14 protein-coding genes are annotated in these 18,913 nt (G+C 49.0%); all 14 read left to right on the top strand.

The window, feature by feature from the left end:
* The first annotated feature begins 141 nt into the window (after nt 1-141).
* The 14 genes from AB1757_12895 (at nt 142) to AB1757_12830 (ending at nt 18,907) form a co-directional block, all read left to right on the top strand.
* A complete protein-coding gene (locus tag AB1757_12895; GenBank protein ID MEW6127929.1) occupies nt 142-573 on the top strand; it encodes a hypothetical protein in 432 nt (143 codons plus the stop codon).
* Nucleotides 570-3,257, top strand: coding sequence for a type VI secretion system ATPase TssH (tssH, locus tag AB1757_12890; GenBank protein MEW6127928.1), 2,688 nt, complete (start codon nt 570-572; stop codon nt 3,255-3,257). Before AB1757_12895 ends, tssH begins: the two co-directional genes overlap by 4 nt.
* Before the next feature lie 149 nt (nt 3,258-3,406).
* Nucleotides 3,407-5,464, top strand: a complete 2,058-nt coding sequence (locus AB1757_12885) for a tetratricopeptide repeat protein (protein MEW6127927.1) — start codon at nt 3,407-3,409, stop codon at nt 5,462-5,464.
* Nucleotides 5,465-5,506: 42 nt separating this feature from the next.
* Nucleotides 5,507-7,582: a type VI secretion system tip protein VgrG gene (locus AB1757_12880; GenBank protein ID MEW6127926.1), complete on the top strand. Its 2,076-nt coding sequence runs from the start codon at nt 5,507-5,509 to the stop codon at nt 7,580-7,582.
* A gap of 40 nt (nt 7,583-7,622) precedes the next feature.
* Nucleotides 7,623-8,156 carry a DUF4123 domain-containing protein gene (locus AB1757_12875; protein MEW6127925.1) on the top strand — a complete coding sequence of 178 codons (534 nt, stop codon included), beginning with the start codon at nt 7,623-7,625 and terminating at the stop codon, nt 8,154-8,156.
* A 19-nt stretch (nt 8,157-8,175) separates the two neighbouring features.
* Complete coding sequence (locus AB1757_12870) at nt 8,176-8,475, top strand: PAAR domain-containing protein (protein MEW6127924.1); 300 nt, start codon at nt 8,176-8,178, stop codon at nt 8,473-8,475.
* Nucleotides 8,476-8,478: 3 nt separating this feature from the next.
* Nucleotides 8,479-8,910 carry a hypothetical protein gene (locus AB1757_12865; GenBank protein ID MEW6127923.1) on the top strand — a complete coding sequence of 144 codons (432 nt, stop codon included), beginning with the start codon at nt 8,479-8,481 and terminating at the stop codon, nt 8,908-8,910.
* A complete protein-coding gene (locus AB1757_12860; GenBank protein MEW6127922.1) occupies nt 8,907-9,440 on the top strand; it encodes a polymorphic toxin type 15 domain-containing protein in 534 nt (177 codons plus the stop codon). Before AB1757_12865 ends, AB1757_12860 begins: the two co-directional genes overlap by 4 nt.
* A 34-nt stretch (nt 9,441-9,474) precedes the next feature.
* Nucleotides 9,475-9,996 (top strand): hypothetical protein, encoded by a 522-nt coding sequence (locus AB1757_12855; protein ID MEW6127921.1) that lies wholly within the window; start codon nt 9,475-9,477, stop codon nt 9,994-9,996.
* Nucleotides 9,997-10,333: 337 nt separating this feature from the next.
* Complete coding sequence (gene icmH / locus AB1757_12850) at nt 10,334-11,017, top strand: type IVB secretion system protein IcmH/DotU (protein ID MEW6127920.1); 684 nt, start codon at nt 10,334-10,336, stop codon at nt 11,015-11,017.
* A 140-nt stretch (nt 11,018-11,157) separates the two neighbouring features.
* Nucleotides 11,158-14,658, top strand: a complete 3,501-nt coding sequence (gene tssM, locus AB1757_12845; GenBank protein ID MEW6127919.1) for a type VI secretion system membrane subunit TssM — start codon at nt 11,158-11,160, stop codon at nt 14,656-14,658.
* Nucleotides 14,659-14,944: 286 nt separating this feature from the next.
* A complete protein-coding gene (boxC, locus tag AB1757_12840; protein MEW6127918.1) occupies nt 14,945-16,576 on the top strand; it encodes a 2,3-epoxybenzoyl-CoA dihydrolase in 1,632 nt (543 codons plus the stop codon).
* Between the two features lie 12 nt (nt 16,577-16,588).
* The gene (boxB, locus tag AB1757_12835; protein ID MEW6127917.1) at nt 16,589-17,989 is read left to right on the top strand and encodes a benzoyl-CoA 2,3-epoxidase subunit BoxB; all 1,401 of its coding nucleotides are present in this window, start codon (nt 16,589-16,591) and stop codon (nt 17,987-17,989) included.
* Between the two features lie 36 nt (nt 17,990-18,025).
* Nucleotides 18,026-18,907 (top strand): shikimate kinase, encoded by an 882-nt coding sequence (locus tag AB1757_12830; protein MEW6127916.1) that lies wholly within the window; start codon nt 18,026-18,028, stop codon nt 18,905-18,907.
* The last annotated feature ends 6 nt before the right edge of the window (nt 18,908-18,913 follow it).

Below are 18,913 nucleotides of genomic sequence, written 5' to 3'. Positions count from 1 at the left end.
CAAAGCGCGGAAATCGCAAAACTTAATGTTGGCTAAGGATTTCGTGATGCCCTTTCAACCTTTCTGAGCAGACCCTTAATGAATTTCAGATTTTATGAGGGAAACTCCGGAAATTTATTGCGTTAGTGTTTGAAGCGATATTTGAAGATAAAAGAAAACAGGAGAGAAACTAAGGAGATGCAAAGCGATAACCGTAAGGTTACGAATTCGGGATCTTTCATAAAAGTCATACCAATAATGTCTGCCCATTTATTAATTGCTATCTTGGCAACAATTAAAAAAATGGCGCATCAAGAGGTTCGAGCGATTCTTAACCCGTTAAGAACCATTGAACTTTTAGGCGGCTTGGATTTGAAAGGTCCCGGTTATTTTTTTTCTTTTTCGGGGAAAAGCCCGATGGAAAGAAATTTCTACGACGCTTGCACGAAGCATTTATTTGCGAGAACATTACGCACGACGAACAAAAAACTGATTCCTTGTTATGCTTCCTCACCGGGTAGCACACTTGCTTCGAGAAAAAGAAATCGTAGTATCACAGCACTGGAAACCATTTGCGAAAGGGGTACGCGATGAACGTAAATTTAAAAAATCTTATCGGCAGATTAAACGACCCATGCCGCAACGCCTTGGAAGGCGCTGCGGGTCTTTGTCTTTCACGCACCAATTATGATGTCGATGTCGAACATTACTTTATCAAGTTAATCGAACTTGCGGACACCGATATCGAAAAGATTTTCCGTTATTATAAAGTCAGCAACGAAAGACTCACTCGCGATTTGACCTATGCGCTCGACCGGTTAAAAACCGGCAATGCGCGAACCCCTGCGCTGTCGCCCAGAATCCCGCAACTTATACAGGAAGCCTGGCTCATCGCTTCGGTTGAGCATGGTGAAACCAAAGTGCGCACCGGTCATTTGCTGCTGGCGCTTTTGGCGAACGAAGATTTGGCGCGCATCGCCCGGGAAATTTCGCGCGAGTTTTCGGCGATTTCGGTTGAAGCGTTAAAAGAAAACCTGGCGAGCCTGTCAGCCGGTTCTGCCGAAAGCAAAGCGGCATCAGGGATGGCGGAACATCCGGTGATGGCAGGCGACGGAAGCGCCCCGACGATGGCTCCCGGAAAGACCAAGGCGCTAGACCAATTCACTATTGATTTAACCGCGCGCGCCAGAGAAGAGAAGATTGATCCGGTGCTCGGACGCGATTTTGAGATTCGCCAAGTGGTTGACATTCTCACGCGCCGCCGCCAGAACAACCCGATTCTTACGGGCGAAGCGGGCGTTGGGAAAACCGCCGTGGTCGAAGGCTTCGCCGTTCGCGTAGCCCAAGGCGATGTGCCACCGGCGCTGAAAAACGTTGCGGTGCGCACCCTTGATTTAGGTTTACTGCAAGCCGGCGCAGGTATCAAAGGCGAATTCGAGAACCGTCTGAAATCCGTAATCGAAGAGGTTAAATCTTCACCCCAGCCGATTATTCTATTCATTGACGAAGCCCACACCATGATTGGCGCGGGCGGGCAAGCCGGTCAAAACGATGCGGCTAACTTACTCAAGCCCGCTCTGGCGCGCGGCGAACTGCGGACTATTGCCGCGACTACCTGGGCGGAATACAAAAAATATTTCGAGAAGGATGCCGCTCTCGCGCGTCGTTTTCAGGTTGTAAAAGTCGAAGAACCGAGCGAAGAGCAGGCGATTGTGATGATGCGCGGATTGACCGATACACTCGAAAAACATCACAACACGCGCATTCTTGAAGAAGCCGTCGAAGACGCCGTGCGCCTTTCGCATCGCTATATTTCGGGTCGTCAATTACCCGATAAGTGCGTGAGCGTTCTCGACACCGCCTGTGCGCGCGTAGCCATTGGGCTTTCGGCGATTCCCGCATCGGTTGAAGATGCTCAACGTCGCATCGCGCAACTGACGGTTGAAATCGGCGCACTCGAACGCGAAGCGATTACCGGTGCCAATCATCAAAAACGCATTGATGAACTCTCTACTGAAAAAAGTGAACAGGAAACGCGACTACAAAACCTTTCCAAACAGTGGGAGCAGGAGCGCGAATTGATTGAAAAGATTAAAGAGGTGCGCACCCAACTCGAAGAGTATGCCGCAACTTCCAAAGCTGACGGCAAAGCCGAAGGTGCCACGGCAGCCGCCCCGGCGATTGATGTTGAAGCCTTGCGGTCAGAGCTTACGCGCTTGAACGGAGAATTGATTAATGTTCAAGGCGAAACCCCGATGATGCAGCCTTGCGTGACCTCGCAAACCATTGCCGAAGTGATTTCAGGTTGGACAGGAATTCCCGTTGGCAAAATGTTGACCGATGAAATCAACACGGTGCTGGCGCTCAGAGAAAAACTTGGACAACGAGTCGTCGGGCAATCGCACGCGCTTGAAGCCATCAGCCAACGCATACGAACCGCGAGAGCCAATCTCACAGACCCAAGGCGACCGGTTGGCGTATTCCTGCTTGTGGGACCAAGCGGCGTCGGTAAAACCGAAACCGCTTTGACGCTCGCGGAAACCCTTTATGGCGGTGAGCGCAATCTGATCACCATCAATATGAGCGAGTATCAGGAAGCCCACACGGTTTCCAGTTTAAAAGGCTCCCCCCCAGGCTATGTCGGTTATGGTGAAGGCGGTGTGCTGACCGAAGCGGTTCGTCGTCGTCCTTATTCGGTGGTGCTTTTGGATGAAGTTGAAAAAGCCCACCCGGATGTCATGGAACTCTTCTATCAGGTCTTTGATAAAGGAATGCTCGAAGATGGTGAAGGGCGCGAGATTGATTTCAAAAACACGGTCATCTTGCTGACGTCAAATACCGGAACGGACACTTTTATGAAGCTCTGCGCCGACCCCGATACCCGCCCAGACCCGGAACCCTTAGTTGAAGCGATTCGCCCGGAACTCTTGAAAGTGTTCAAACCGGCATTACTCGGTCGCATGGTCGTGGTGCCTTACTATCCGCTTTCGGATGAAGTGATGCGCAATATCATACGCTTGCAACTGGGTCGCATTCGCGCGCGCATCGAAGCCAATCACGGCGCATCGTTTGGTTATGACGAGAGTGTGGTGAACGAAATTGCCAATCGCTGTAAAGAAGTTGAAAGCGGCGCGCGCAATGTCGATCACATTTTAACCAGAACATTATTGCCGGAAATGTCCGGTGAGTTTTTAGCGCGAATGGCTGCCGGGCAAGCGGTCAGCAGTGTTCATATTCGCGTCGGCGATGATAGCAATTTCAAATATGAAATTAATTGATTCGTAGGTTTTCAGAAACTCTATTCAAAGTAAAGTTTCTGAAAACCGTTGGCGAAAACCGCCGGGCAATGCGGTTAAGGCTTGATTGAAAGCGACGATTTAAAGTCATCGATTAAGTCATCAGGTCTGGAAAATTAAGGAAGGCAATTATGAAAAGAAAGCAATTAAACTCCTTTGGCGTTTTAAAGGCGGGTTGCTGCGGATTTGCAATTGCGTTCCTCTTGCTGATTTCAGCAAATCATTTTGCCCAGGTGCAGGAGCGCAAAATCACCATCGGCGGCGGACAATCTTTAGATGGCAAAGGCAAATTGTGGGCAGTGGTGGTTGGCGTTTCAAATTACAAATACCTGTCGCCCGAACAACAGCTTAAATTCGCGCATCGCGATGCCCAGGCATTTGCTGAGTTTTTGAAAAGCCCGAATGGCGGCGGCTTTCCTGCCAGCCAGTTGAAACTGTTGGTCAATCAGGATGCGTCAATTTCATCGATTCGCAGCGCGCTTGGCACAACCCTGCCGCGTTCTGCTGAACCCGATGATGTGGTGGTGATTTTTTTCGCGGGGCACGGCGTGGTTGAAAATAACAGCGATGGGTATTTGATGGCTTATGATTCCGACCCGCAGAATCTTTATGCGACGGCGCTGGCGGTTTCAGAAGTTGACCGCATCGTAACCGAGAGAGTGAAGGCGCGGACGGTAATTTTAATTGCGGATGCCTGTCATTCAGGAAGATTGGGACTGACGTCGCGCGATGCCAGCGCCGAAAAAGTGCTGGTGAACCGTTATCTCGATGAAATCGGCAAAAGCGGACGCGGCGTCTTTCGCCTGCTTGCGGCGCGTGCAGACCAACTGAGTTATGAAGATGCCCGTTGGGGCGGCGGGCACGGCGTTTTTACTTATTACCTGCTCGAAGGGTTGAAAGGCAAAGCCGACCGCGATAAAGACAGTGTGGTGCGCGCCGCCGAATTGCTTGAATATTTATCGGAAGTGGTTCCCAACGAAACCAAGTCGTTGCAAATTCCGCGCGCTGCCGGAAGCATTGATGCGCGCTTGCCGCTTTCGGTTTTGGCGGGCACGGCAACTGAAAATGTCGGTGTTCCGATGCCTGTCAGTCGTATGGTGGCGTTGGAGGTCCGCGGCAAAGCCGGTAGCGAAGTTTATGTTGATAACGCTTACAAGGGGAAGGTGCGCGATACGGGGGTTTTGTTAGTTGACCAGTTGAAGCCCGGAAACCATGAGATTGCGGTGGATACACCGGGCGCCCAGGGGATCAAACAAATCATCTCGCTAACCTCACCGAAAACGATTTTAAATGTGAATGTCGCGACCCCTGCGATGGTGACGCTTTCGCCGCTCGGCGCGCAGATTAAAGATGCGATTAAACAAGGGCGCATCGTCGAGCAGAATGTTGGCGCGGTGGCGCTTTTACAGAGATTGATTCGCGAATCGCCGAAAGACCCGCAAATCACCGAACTTTATGATTCGGTAATTGATTCGCTGGCTTCTATCGGACAAACGGCGATTACCGCTTATGTGCATGCCTCTGCGAGCCAACTGCGGTCTGATGCCTTTCGCAAAGGCGCGGAGGCATTCAGAATTTTGAATCATCTATATCCGAAAGAATCACAGTACGAAGCCAAATATCTGTTCTGTGAAGGACGCGCATTGATTGAAGAGAAACGCCACAAAGAAGCGATTCCGATTTTAAAGAAGGCGATTCAACTCGATGGGCGCGCCGCGTATTCCTATAACGCGCTGGGCGTGGCTTATGAAATCGACCGTGATGAAGGAGAAGCGTTCGAGGCTTTTCAACGCGCAGGCGAACTTGCGCCGTCATGGTCACTGCCACAATTTCATATCGGGCAATACTATTTTAATAAAGGGAAATTTGAGAAGGCTGAATCCTATTTCAATATTGCGGTTCAATTTGATCCGAATAACTATGTCGCCTATTTCATGCTCGGGCGGGCTTTCAATCAGCAGCAGAAATTTGAAGATGCTGAGAGGTCGTTGAAAATCGCTTTGAGAATTCATCCGAACTATGCCCTTGGGTATCTCGAACTCGGAACGGTTTACGAAGCGACCAAGCGATATGGACTGGCAGCCAATGCGTTTGAGAACGGTTTGCGATTATGGACGGATGTCCCCAAGCAGACGCGCGAAGCATTGGAGAAGCGGATCGATAAAAACCGCGATAAGGCGAAAAAATAAGTGCAATAAATCAAAGAAGCGGTTGAGCCGAGGAGAACTGTCGTGGGAGCGTATAAACAGGATTTCAGACCTATTCAAATCTTTACACCGCTTGGCGAAGATGTTTTATTGCTACAGAGGTTTGACGGACACGAAGGCATTTCGAGCCTGTTTCAGTTCAACCTGCAAATGCATTCGGAAAACCGCAATATCACTTTCGATTCCATCGTCGGCAAAAAAGCCACCATCAAAATAACCCTTCCCACCGGCAAAGAACGTTATATCAATGGACTCATCAGCCGCTTTTCTCAGGGCGGTTCCACCATGATGGAAGGCGGCACGACGCCCAAAATTTACGCCCACTATAATGCCACACTGGTGCCCTGGCTTTGGATGCTCACGCGAACCACCGATTGCCGGATTTTTCAAAATCAAAGCGTCCCGGACATTATCAAAACCATCTTTCAGGAATACGGCTTCAATGATTTTGACCCGCGTTTACAAGGCACTTATGAGCCGCGTGAATATTGCGTGCAATATCGCGAAACCTCCTACAATTTCGTATCGCGACTAATGGAAGAAGAAGGCATCTTCTACTTTTTCGAGCATCAGGAAGACAAGCATGTATTGGTGATGGCGGATTCTCCGGGGGCGTTCAAGCCTACTAAACTTCATCCGAGCGTGAGCTACAAAACCATCATCGGCTTGGATAAAGATGAAGATGTCATCACCGAAATGACCATCGGCAAAGAAGTGCGCCCCGGCAAATATACGGTCAATGATTTCAATTTTGAACTTCCGAAAATCGATTTAACCGCTAACGTATCCGGTAAAGATGCGCGCAAGTTCGAGGTCTATGATTATCCCGGCGAATACCGAACCAAAGGCGAAGGCGAACGGCTTGCAGGCATACGCATGCAGGAAGAAGAGACGCCGACCACAGTGGTGACGGGTTCGAGCACCTGTCGCGGATTTGCTCCCGGTTTTACCTTCGATTTAAAGGATCACTATCGCCGCGACCTCAATAAAACCTACTTGATTAAATCGCTCTATCACACCTGTGATTTGGGCGCGTCCTATCGCAGCGACATCGGAGCGGAAGATTTTCTCTACGTCAATCAATATGAATTTGTGCCTCATCCGACACCCTATCGCCCGGTGCGCGTCACGCCGATTCCGATTGTGCATGGTTCGCAGACTGCGATTGTCGTCGGGCCTCCCGGCGAAGAGATTTATGTCGATAAATATGGTCGCGTCAAAGTGCAGTTTCACTGGGACCGGTTCGGCAAATACAACGATAAGAGTTCCTGCTGGATTCGCGTGTCGCAGAATTGGGCAGGCAAGCAGTGGGGCGCAATGTTCATCCCGCGAATCGGGCAGGAGGTCATCGTCGATTTTCTCGAAGGCGACCCCGACCGCCCGCTAATTACCGGACGAGTTTATAATGCGGGTTCCATGCCGCCTTACACGTTGCCGGATGAAAAGACCAAAAGCACGATTAAGACTTATTCCTATAAAGGCGGCGGCGGATTTAACGAACTCCGCTTTGAAGATAAAAAGGGAAGTGAACAGGTTTTCATTCACGCCGAAAAGAATATGGATTTTCGCGTAAAGAATGATTACCTGACCTATGTTGGAAACGAACAACATACGAAAGTCAAAAGAGACCGGTTGACGGAGATTGGTGCCGATGACCACTTAACGATTCAGACCAACTCGACGCAGAAAAACGGCGGTTCGATTTCGCGCCATGCGCAGATGAACATTCAGGAAAAAGCCGGAATGAAGTATGCGATGGATGCGGGAATGGAAGTGCATATTAAATCCGGCATGACCTTAACCATTGAAACCGGCGTCAATTTGACCTTAAAAGTCGGCGGCAATTTTATCAATATCAATCCGGCGGGGGTGTTCATTCAAGGCACAATGGTTTTGATTAATAGCGGCGGAGCTGCCGGAAGCGGGTCAGGGTCAAACCCTGAAACGCCGAAAACCCCGAAAGAAGCCGACACCGCCGAACCCGGACAGAAAGCGGAACTTCCGCCACCCAAACAACCGCCGAAACCACAGGTTTACAGTCCCGGCGCGATTGCCTTAAAAAAGGCAGCCAGAGACGGTATGCCGTTTTGTGATATGTGACCGTGATTTTTCTGTGTCAGTTTGACAACCTCAAAAAATAATGGAGAAGAATTCAGACAAGATTAAAAGACAGTTATTCGGCATTGAAGGCGCGAAGGCTTACGCTGTGCTTGATGGCGCGTCGATTGAAAATTTATTGCCGATGCTTTTTAAATTCGAGCCGGAATTTGTCTGCCTGTTTGAAGGCGACCTTGAACCCGATATGGCTGAAGTCGCGCCTTATTTAGTCAAACTGGAATCGGAAACGCCGTTTACCAACTGGTTGATTGAAGAAGGGTGGGGAAATCATTACGGGATTTTTGCGGTAAGCTTTGGGGATTTTAAACAAGTCCGGCAACACTTCCGCAAGTTCCTGATTGTTTATGATTCAACGGGAAAGCCCATGCGGTTCAGATATTACGACCCGCGCGTGCTGAGAAAATTTTTGCCGACCTGCACCGCCGCAGAACTCGCACAGCTTTTTGATAAACTGGAATTTTTTCTGCTTGAAGGCGAAGACCGGAAGGTCGGCATTAAATTCCGTTTTACGAATTCAGAACTGAGACCGGAAAAGCTTGCTTTAAGCATCGAGTGATTTGAATAGGAGACCGCTTATGCCCCCTGCCGCAAGAATAACCGACATGCATGTGTGCCCGATGGTAACGCCGGGCACCCCACCGGTTCCGCACGTTGGCGGGCCGATTATTCCACCCTGCTGTCCGACCGTGTTAATCGGTTTTTTGCCAGCCGCCAGAATTACCGATATGGCGATCTGTGTCGGCCCGCCGGATGTGATTGCGAAAGGCTCAACCAGTGTTTTGATTGGCGGCTTGCCGTCGGCGAGAATCGGCGATAACACCATGCATGGCGGGGTGATTGTGATGGGCGAATTTACGGTGATGATTGGGGGATGAGAGATGTTGACGATTCGCGATGAGCAGATGGACGCTTTTCAGGAGACGGCGGAAGCGGCATTCGCAAAAAAAATTATTGAATATCTGAAAGAAAATCACGGCGATGAGATTGTGCAGATTCCCGATGGGAAATGCAAAATCGCCCATCTGCCGGAAACCATCTTCTTTGATATGGTGTTCAAGAGTTTGCAACGAGCCAAACGCTTTGGCTTTTCCTATCGCTCAACTTTGAAAACTTATGTGGTGTTGCGATTTGTGGTTGCGCCAAATTTCGATGAACACCCGATTATCAAACGAATTCTAACCGATGAGAATATTCCTGCCGATGACCGTATAGACCAACTTTGGGAGAGAACCAGTGAGCAAAATTGGGAAGCCGCAGAGCAGAACTATGATACGGATGCCTGGGGAATTAAGCAGGAGAGCGGTGAATGAGTAAGAAGTCAGTCAAATCCAGCGCCAAGCGGGCTGCGGAAAAAGCCAGCGCTTCGGAACCTAAGAAGAAGCTCAAGGCTGCGGTCGAGTGCGAACCGGAAAAGGTTGGCAATATAGAGTATGTGCATCAACTCAAAAAGGGTAAGGTGACCGATGAAGAGGAGTTGCAGGATCAGGTGGATGGTCAGATTGCGGCAATGAATAAAATTATTGAAGAAGAGGGAATGGCTGGGCTTAAAAAGCGCATCCGCGATTACCGCAAAAGCGATGAGGTTGAAAAAGCGGGCAGACAATATATTAAAGATAATCTGGAACCGGCGGGCGAGGATGAAGATGGCAATCCGTTGGCCTGGCTGCACGAGCCTGATATGGCGACCGGCGGAAAGCCTACGGATGTCACGCGAAAAGGCAAACGCCGGAACAATTCGATTTTAGGCGGACAAGCAAATAAAATTGCCGATTCGATTCTGGCAATGCCTAATGATACGACCAAAATCGAAGCCAAATTGACTATTTTACCGGCTGAATAATCCGTTAGCCGAAAAAAATTCGGGAGTTTTTTAGATGGATGAAGTGGGCAGACTAATCAGCGAGTTTAAAGCCGCCAAACTGGACGCGAATGGCGAATGCGATGAAAAGATTGATTTGATTTTAGAACTGGAAGAGCTTGAAGACCCGAGAATCATGCCGTTTTTTCTTGAGGTCATTGGCAATGAAAACGAATATGATTTGGCGCGGATTGAAGTTTTAAAAATTCTGAAATTGCGAGACCGCCGCAGCCCTGAAGAGCATGAGCGAATCGGCAAAGCCATTTTAGAGGTGCTTGCGAAAAGTAAGGACGCGGATGTGCGCAACTATGCGGCAATGGCATTAGCGAAGTATCTGGATGTGGAAGGCGCGAATACCGAAGCTGGTAATCTATTGCTGAATAGCAAGACCCAGATTGACCTCAGACACAACCTGTTTTTTGCCTTTGAGCGGTTTGGGGAAACCGATGACGGCAGAGAGGTGATGTTGAAGCTCTTGCAGGATGAAGAATTCAGACAATCGGCAGCCCGCGTTTTAGGTGACTGGGGCAAAAAATAGGAGCTTGAATTTCTGCAAAAGGATTCAAGTAAAACTGCGAAAAATTATCACTCAGGTAGGTTATCAGGGTAATCCGGGAAAATTGAAAATGCCGGGTTGAAAGCAAGTCCAGAACTGGGCTTGCTTTCTCGTCACAAGATTTATACATTGCCTTCTGCGGAAAACTAAACGGTTTTCACAATCGTGACCCGAATTAATAATGAAAGGGTACGGTCTGGTTAAACGCCACTCAAAGATTTAAAACTGAATACAATGACGAGTAAAACGGAGTTTGAATTTACGATCTTCGTTTGTACATTTAGGAAAGCAGTAAATTGCCGGAAGTAAGAGATTTTTTATGAGCCGAAAGCCCGCTTGGTTAGATAATAATTTAGTCAGCCTCGCAACTCCGGTGTTTGATCTGATTTTACAGGTCAAAGCCAACCTGGTGATTCCATCGGTGGAAATGCGTCAGGCGATTAATGCCATGTTGCAGCAGATGGAGCAGCAGGCAGAATCCCTCGGCTTTAAAAATACGCAAACCCAGGCAGCAAAATTTGCGTTGGCGGCTTTTGTGGATGAGACGGTGTTAATTGCGAAATTTCCCTTGCGGGATTATTGGGAAAAAACGCCGCTACAACTCGAATATTTCGGTGAACAACTGGCTGGAAATACGTTTTTCGAGCGATTGCAGAAAATGATGGAAGAGGGTGAAGCCTATCTTGATGCCATAGAGCTTTACTATGTCTGTTTGTTGCTGGGGTTCAAGGGGCGTTACAACATTTATTATGAAGAGCAACTGAAAGGGGTAATCACTCAGGTAGCGGATTTTCTGAGAAGAAATAATCGTCTGCGGACGGTTGCCATCGCCCCGCATTGGAAAGTCACAGACCAACCACAGGTCTATAGAGAGCAGGGGTTGCCGATGTGGTTCAAAGTAACCAGCGCGGTGATTTTAGGATTGCTTTTATTAATTTATTTCGGCACCGGAAGCGCCTTGACCTTACAGTTGAACGAGGCAAAAAAGCTGCTCCTCCGGTAGTACGACCATCTGATAACGACCATTATAATACTTGATTAATGGTGTTGAGTTTAAGGGAAGGGAGTGGGAGTAACGGTTGGTTTGGCTGGCATCAGGAATTTGAGCAATAACCTTTGATTTTCAGTTGAGCATTTAAAACTATGTCCGACCATGGCAGTCAAATAAAGTCCTATCTGGGAATTTCAGCAATTATTTCCTTATATGGCATCGCCTCGCTGATTGTGCTCTATGCGGGGCCGATGTTTGGTATAGGGCTTACGTATCAAATTGTCATCATTGCCCTGTTACTGCTGACCTGGCCGATTGCCCTGATTATCAATCATTTCAGAAAAGGGAAAGACGAAAGTGCCGCGTTGCCTGAACCGGCACCCGGAGGTTCAGCAATTTCCCCGCAGGGAGGCACCGCGCCGGCGCGCGTATTTGACGAACTGGTGAGGGGAACCGAAGAGGTCGTTCAATGGCTGAAAGGGTCAAAACTTGGAGCCGCGAAGGGCGTTGAACCCATCTACAGCTTACCCTGGTTTGTGGTTGCTGGTCCTCCTGCACAGGGAAAAACCTCGCTGTTGCTCTCTTCAAGACTCGATTTTCATGCGCTTCCCAGTCAAAGACATTCCGAACTGGGACTCATTCGCCCAACCCGCGATTGTGAATGGCGAGTGACCAATACCGCCGTGTATCTGGATACCGCAGGGCGTTACCAGACCGAAGGACCGGATAGCAACGAATGGTCTTCGCTGATCGAAACGCTAAAAAAATATCGAAAAGCTCGACCGCTTGATGGCTTTGTTGTGGCTGTGAGTTTACCCAGAATTCTTGCTGCCAGCGACCCGGAAATTGAACAACTATCAAAGACCTTGCGGGCGCGACTTGATGAAGTCATTTTGCGAACTCAGGTGAGATTTCCGGTTTATCTGGTGTTTACCCATGCCGACGCGCTTCCCGGTTTTGGCGAATTTTTTGCGCCATACGGAGAAGGGGAACGCGCGCAGGTTTGGGGGGCGACCATTCCGCTTGAACAAGCGCCCAATGCGCACGCGCTCTTCGATATCGAATTGGATTATCTCTATGATGCCTTGATGCGTTGTCGCCTGGAGCGGTTAAGTTTGCCTGCGCCGCCACCGGAACAACTGGCGGTTTTTGATTTTCCGATTCGTTTTGCCGAAGCCCGCAGGAAACTCGGACAATTTGCCTCGGCGCTGTTCAGACCGAATCCCTTCAGCGAAAAGCCACTGCTCAGGGGATTCTATTTTACCAGCAGCGGTGCCAATAAAATTCCCGGTGTTCAACCGGATGCGGCTCCGACAACTGCCGGTAATGGATTCTTTTCCGAAGTTTTTTTCAAAGATGTTCTATTCAGAGATCGCGATATTGCTGCCTCCTTTCAAGCCGCCAAAGAAAATCCCCATCGCCTGCGAACCATCGGATTGGCTGTGGCAACGACTCTGACCTTTCTGCTTTCGGCAGCCCTTTTGATTTCATTTTTTAATAACCGGGATTTAGTCGCGCGGGCACGACATGCCGGCGTGGACGTTGAAAAAAACGTGCAGATTTACGCCAATAAAGATTTCACGAAACGCTCGCTTCAGGAGACGCAGGTTGAATTTCAGGCGCTCGATAATCTGCGCGATATTCTGGTCAGGCTTGAAGATTACGAGAAAAATTCTCCTCCCTTAACTTATCGATTCGGCTTGTATTCGGGAAATGCGGTTCTCCCGTATTTAAGAACCATCTATTTTGATGCCATCCACCAGAGATTTTTAAAACCTTCATTCGAGGCATTGGAAGCCGATTTGCAGAGGTTTGCGGCAGGGGAGCGCAGCCTTAAACCGACGATAACCGGTGGCGGATTATCCGCGGCAATCTCGACGAATTCCTCGACCAATCAAGCAACCTCTGTCAATGAAGATTTGGGCATTTATTATGACCGCTTGAAAACTTATTTAATGCTCAGCGATTATCGCAAAAAAAACGAGGCGGCTTTCCTGGTCGGGCAATTGGCAGATTACTGGAAGAAGAATGCGCCGGTTGAATTGGAAAAATCCGCGTTAGAACATCTCAGTTTCTATGCCACTATCGCGGGACTTGAAACCGCGCCGCACTATCAGGCAAATGAAAAATTGATTGGCGAATCGCAACAGCGATTAATTTCCTATCCTCCCAGCAATCGTTTTTACAAGCGAACCATTGGGGAAATCGGCGCGCGCATTCAACCCCTCAGTGTCGATTCCATACTGGAAGGACGAACCACCGGGTCTTTGAAAGGTTCCTATCTGGTTCAGGGAAGTTTTACGCTTGTCGGATATAAGGAATTTGAAAAGGCGATTCCCGAAGCCGCGGCAAAAATCAAAGAAGAAGACTGGGTGATGGGGAGTGTGCGCGGTGAAACCCAGGATCAGAATATCAGTGATGAAGAATTGAAGAAAAAACTCTGGTCGTTTTACTTTTCCGATTATGCACAGGAGTGGCGCAAGTTTTTGCACGGACTGAATGTTCAGGAACCCAGAACCAAACAGGATTCCATTGATACGCTGAGAGAACTGGCTGCCAACAATTCGCCAATGAAACGGGTGATGGAAGAGGTCAGCCGACAAACCAAATTGTCGCAGGCGAAAAGCGAAGGGTGGTGGGGATGGATTACAGGGCTGTTCTCATCGCAGGCAAACAGCAATACCAATGTCAGTGAAGTTGAAAAAGATTTCGACCCATTATACAAATTTACCAACTCGGAAGGCTCAAAAGAATCACCGGCGATTTCTGCCTATCTGACGATATTAACTACCATGCGCGATGGGCTGGGCGATCCTTCAAAATCCGTGCTTACGCAAAAAGAGGGCGAGAACCTGCAAAAAGCTGAACAACAAATCGGTAATCTCCTGGCAACTTTTACGACGGCTGCGACCTCGGAAGCCGGTCGCGTGCTGAGGCAACCGTTGAGTCGGATTCGCGAGATGGGCAATGTAGGTGAATTAGACCAGATTACGCAAATTTGGCGCAATCAATTATATCCGCTGGCTGTGAGGTTGCAGGATGGCTATCCTTTTTCTGCATCAGGGGAAGTCGCCATCACCGAACTTGCGGGATTCCTCAATCCGCAGGACGGGAAATTTTCTCAATTTTTTAAAGAAAAACTGGCGACCTCTTTTGAAGATGTGAACGGTCAATATACATTGAAAGAATCGGGGGCTTTCCGGTTGACGCCGGAGTTCATTAAATACCTGAACGAAGTGCGACAACTTCAGGAAGCTTTATTTCCGAATGGTTCAAAAGAAGCGAATTTCAGCGGCACGCTTTCAATAGACCCGGCGGCGGGCGATGCGGTAATTGAGATTGGCAATGATCGCGTCAGTCAAACAACGCCATCAGTAAAGTTCAACTGGCCGCCAAAGACTGGCGCGTCAGGAGCCAGAATTTCATTTACTCAAGGCGGAGATAAAGCCTGGACTGGCGACTGGGGATTATTCAAGATGTTCCAGGAGGGAAGCGGTGGCAATAGTTCGCCGCAAGGCGACGGGCAATTTCAATTAATCTGGCGAGTCGGTGCTGGGAGCATCAAAGCCAAACTCAATACTGGCGATAAGAATCCCTTTAGAATTTTAAATCTTTGTCGGCAGATGAAAGTACCTGAGCGGATTCGAGAATAACCCAAGTGCCAAATAAGAAGCCCTAACGATGACCGCCCACATTAACCTGAAGTTCTCCTCTGGTTCAATCATCGCATGTCGAGTCCGATAATCAATCTTACGTACAATTCAACCCCCTCACCCTTATAACTCTAATCCTCTCATTCATGCTTTATTCTACTCACTTCCCGTGTTATCAGACTTTAGTTTAATTAATTTTGGAAATATAGTGCGCTTGCAATTAAATAAGTAGCGTACTATATTGCACTGTTGAAATTATCTCCGTTTAACGATTAGAGGAGGCACGATGGCAGTTATTAATTTTGAAACTTCTCCAGAGCAATATCACCACTGGAAGCTGTCCATTGACGGGCAGGTAGCAACCTTGGCAATGGACGTCGATGAAGAGGAAACCCTGGCGGAGGGTTATAAATTGAAACTCAACTCCTATGATTTAGGGGTTGATATCGAACTCGCCGATATGATTCAGCGACTGCGATTCGAGCACCCAGAGGTCAAGGTGGCGATCATCACCAGTCTCAAACCGCGAATCTTCTGCGCGGGCGCTAATATTTACATGCTTGGTCATTCAACTCATGCAGCCAAAGTCAATTTCTGCAAATTCACCAATGAAACCCGCTGCGCCATTGAAGATGCTTCAAGTCATTCAGGTCAACGCTACATTGCAGCTTTAAATGGCACAGCCTCAGGCGGTGGCTATGAACTCGCCATTGCCTGTGATGAAATCTATCTGGTTGATGATGGGAACTCTGCCGTGTCGCTTCCCGAAGTCCCGTTACTTGGTGTCTTGCCCGGCACTGGCGGACTCACACGACTTGTCGATAAACGCAGAATTCGCCGCGATATTGCCGATGTCTTCTCAACCCTTGCCGAAGGCTTCAAAGCCAAACGCGCCAAAGCCAGCGGACTTATCGATGGCTTTTTCTCTACTTCAAAATTTCAAGAGGGCATCAATGAACGGGTTAAAATCTTAATCGAATCAACCCACCCGATAACCGAAACCGGTATCAAATTACAGCCATTAAAAATTGCGGATTCTGAAACCCTTCGTGCTTATGAATATGTCGCTTTAAACTTTCATCGAGAGCAACGCTACGCCGACCTAACTATATCCGTGCCCGATACCCCGCAACCCACTGAACCGGAAACCATCAAAGCCTTGGGCGATAGTTACTGGGCGCTTCAGGCTTACCGGGAACTTGATAACGCACTCTTGCATCTGCGCGTCAATGAACCTGAAATCGGGCTGGTCTGTTTGCGAACCAAAGGCAATCCCGAACAGCTTCTCTCCATTGATGCAACCCTCAATAAACATCGCGATCATTGGTTGATTCGTGAAATCATCTTACACATGGCGCGGGTGCTGCGCCGTTTGGATCTCACAGCTAAAAGTTTTTTTGCCATCGTCGAACCCGGCAGTTGTTTTGCCGGAAATTTATTAGAGGTGGCGCTCGCAGCTGATCGCATCTATATGCTGGACGACCCGGCGCAAAAAATCGAACTGATTACCAGTTCTTTAAATGATTCGGCGTTACCGATGAGCAACCGGCTTTCGCGGCTGCAATCGCGCTTTCTTGCCACCCCTGAGCGCGTCGCAGAGATTCTCGAACAACAACGCTTCGACACCAAAGCGGCTCTGGAAGCCGGTTTGGTGACTTCTGCGCCTGACGATCTCGACTGGGACGATGAAATCCGTCTGGCAATCGAAGAACGCACTTCCCTGTCGCCGGATGCCTTAACCGGCATGGAAGCCTCTTTGCGGTTTGCCGGTCCTGAAACACAGGACACCAAAATTTTCGGACGCTTGACGGCATGGCAAAACTGGATTTTTCAAAGACCGAATGCCACAGGCGAACACGGGGCGCTGACGAATTATGGCAAGCCCACACAACCGAAATTTGATTATCGAAGAACCTAACAGGAGAATTTTATGAGCCTTTATGATCGCATTCCTAACAATGTCAATTTGTCCGAAGACCCGCATCTGCAACGCGCCCTCGAAAAATGGTTGCCCAATTACCTCGAATGGTGGCGCGAAATGGGACCTGACGGTTTTCAGGATAAGGATATTTATTTGCGAACTGCCGTGAGCGTTGAACCGAACGGTTGGGCGCATTTCGATCATGTGAAAATGCCTGATTATCGCTGGGGCATCTTCCTGACCCCTGCGGAATCCGACGCCACTATCGGCTTTGGCGATAATTTCGGCAAAGCCGCCTATCAGGAAGTGCCCGGCGAATTTCGCAACCCCCTGCGTCGCATCATCGTCACCCAAGGCGACACCGAACCGGCATCGGTCGAGCAACAACGACAACTCGGACACACCTGCCCTTCGCTTTACGATTTGCGCAATCTCTTTCAAGTCAATGTCGAAGAGGGGCGTCACCTCTGGGCAATGGTTTATCTACTGCACAAATATTTTGGACGCGATGGACGCGAAGAGGCTGAAGAGTTATTGCAACGTCGCAGCGGCAATCCCGACAAACCGCGCATCCTGCAAGCCTTCAATCAACCCTGCGATGACTGGCTGAACTTTTTCTGCTTCACGATGTTTACAGACCGCGATGGCAAATATCAACTGGCGGCGCTTTCGGAATCCGGTTTTGAACCCTTGGCGCGCACCTGTCAGTTTATGCTTACAGAAGAGGCACATCATATGTTCGTCGGCGAAACCGGCATCGGTCGCATCGTCAAACGCACCGCCCAACTCATGAAGGAAAACGAAGATGTGACAAAGGTCGGCGGCATCCCGCTTTCGATCATTCAAAAATATATCAACTACTGGTTTACCTATTCGCTTGATCTATTCGGCGGCGAAATCAGTTCCAATTCGGCGGACTTCTTTGCAGCCGGTCTGAAAGGACGGTTCCAGGAACAGAAGAAATACATCGACCACATCGCCATCGAAGGCTCAACCAAAATCGATTACCTGGAAGGCGGCGTCATCAAAACTCGCGAAGTACCACTGCGTAACGGGCTGAATGAAGTGTTGCGCGCCGAATATATCAGCGATAGTGAACGCGGGCTGGCGCGTTGGAATAAGTTCATTGAAGACCAAGGCATCACCGAACGCCTCTATATTCCAAGCAAACGATTCCATCGCCATGTCGGTGAATTTGCCGGAAGTTTCTTCGATGTTTACGGCAATCCGTTATCGAAAGCGGAATTTGAACGTCGCCAAGGTGAATGGCTGCCAACCCTCGAAGACCGTCTCTATGTGAAAAGCCTGATGCAGCCGGTTTTCGAGCCGGGTAAAATTGCCAACTACATTGCGCCGCCCACCAGCGGCATCAATGGCAAGCCGTTCGATTTTGAATATGTTCGTCTTTAATTTCGTTGCCGAGTTGCTTGTCAATGCGATGGTTCAATGAATGAACGAGAGAAAAATTCGCTTTTAAAAAACATCGGTCTGCGCGTGAGAAACCGTCGTCTTGAAGCCGATTTGACGATTCGCGAATTGGCTTCACGCGCAGACCTCTCCTTGCGTTTCATTAATCAACTCGAAGCCGGACAAGGCAACATTTCGATTGCCGGTCTGGCGCGTGTCGCGCAGGCGCTTTCCTGCTCTCTAAATGAATTGCTCCCGCCGACCAATAGCGATCACTCTTTGCGCTCACAGGTCTGGAAAAAGTTTTCCGAATGCAGTGAAGCCGATTTACAGGCGTTGCAGGAATGGTTCGCAATGCGCGCGAAAACCCTGCACTCCAAATTTATTGCCCTCATCGGTCTGCGCGGCGCCGGGAAATCAACCATCGGTGAATTATTAGCCAACAAACTGAACACCGAATTTATAGAACTCGACGCGCATATCGAAAAAGCCGCGGGTATGAAACTCGGAGAAATTTTTTCGATTCACGGAGAAAATTATTATCACAGGCTTGAAGCAGAAGTTTTGCAAAAACTTTTCCGCAACTCGAAAAGCTGTGTGCTCGCCGCAGGCGGCTCCATTGTCAACGACACGGAAAGTTGGAATCTCGTCAAACGGTTCTGCTTTACCGTCTGGTTACGCGCAACTCCGAGAGAGCATATGACCAGAGTGTTGAATCAAGGCGACCTCAGACCGATGAAAGATAATCCCTCGGCGATGACCGAACTGAAAGCCCTGCTTGCCCGCCGCGAATCTGTATACGCTGAATCGGAACTCACAATCAGCACCTCAAGAAAGCATCCACAACAAATCGCTGACCTGATCGCGCAAAAAATCAATAAACATCGGACAACTCAGCTCAAAAATCCGAAAGCCGGTTAAGCTTTC

Source organism: Acidobacteriota bacterium, from assembly GCA_040754075.1.
Lineage (GTDB): Bacteria > Acidobacteriota > Blastocatellia > UBA7656 > UBA7656 > JBFMDH01.
The sequence above is the reverse complement of the archived record's forward strand: the minus strand, read 5'-3'. Positions and strand labels throughout refer to the sequence as shown.

Coding starts and splice junctions, on each gene's coding strand:
- AB1757_12830 (MEW6127916.1), top strand. CDS start 18,026: ATGAATGAACGAGAGAAAAATTCGCTTTTAAAAAACATCGGTCTGCGC.
- AB1757_12885 (MEW6127927.1), top strand. CDS start 3,407: ATGAAAAGAAAGCAATTAAACTCCTTTGGCGTTTTAAAGGCGGGTTGC.
- icmH (MEW6127920.1), top strand. CDS start 10,334: ATGAGCCGAAAGCCCGCTTGGTTAGATAATAATTTAGTCAGCCTCGCA.
- AB1757_12865 (MEW6127923.1), top strand. CDS start 8,479: ATGTTGACGATTCGCGATGAGCAGATGGACGCTTTTCAGGAGACGGCG.
- AB1757_12860 (MEW6127922.1), top strand. CDS start 8,907: ATGAGTAAGAAGTCAGTCAAATCCAGCGCCAAGCGGGCTGCGGAAAAA.
- AB1757_12875 (MEW6127925.1), top strand. CDS start 7,623: ATGGAGAAGAATTCAGACAAGATTAAAAGACAGTTATTCGGCATTGAA.
- AB1757_12870 (MEW6127924.1), top strand. CDS start 8,176: ATGCCCCCTGCCGCAAGAATAACCGACATGCATGTGTGCCCGATGGTA.
- boxB (MEW6127917.1), top strand. CDS start 16,589: ATGAGCCTTTATGATCGCATTCCTAACAATGTCAATTTGTCCGAAGAC.
- tssM (MEW6127919.1), top strand. CDS start 11,158: ATGTCCGACCATGGCAGTCAAATAAAGTCCTATCTGGGAATTTCAGCA.
- boxC (MEW6127918.1), top strand. CDS start 14,945: ATGGCAGTTATTAATTTTGAAACTTCTCCAGAGCAATATCACCACTGG.
- AB1757_12855 (MEW6127921.1), top strand. CDS start 9,475: ATGGATGAAGTGGGCAGACTAATCAGCGAGTTTAAAGCCGCCAAACTG.
- tssH (MEW6127928.1), top strand. CDS start 570: ATGAACGTAAATTTAAAAAATCTTATCGGCAGATTAAACGACCCATGC.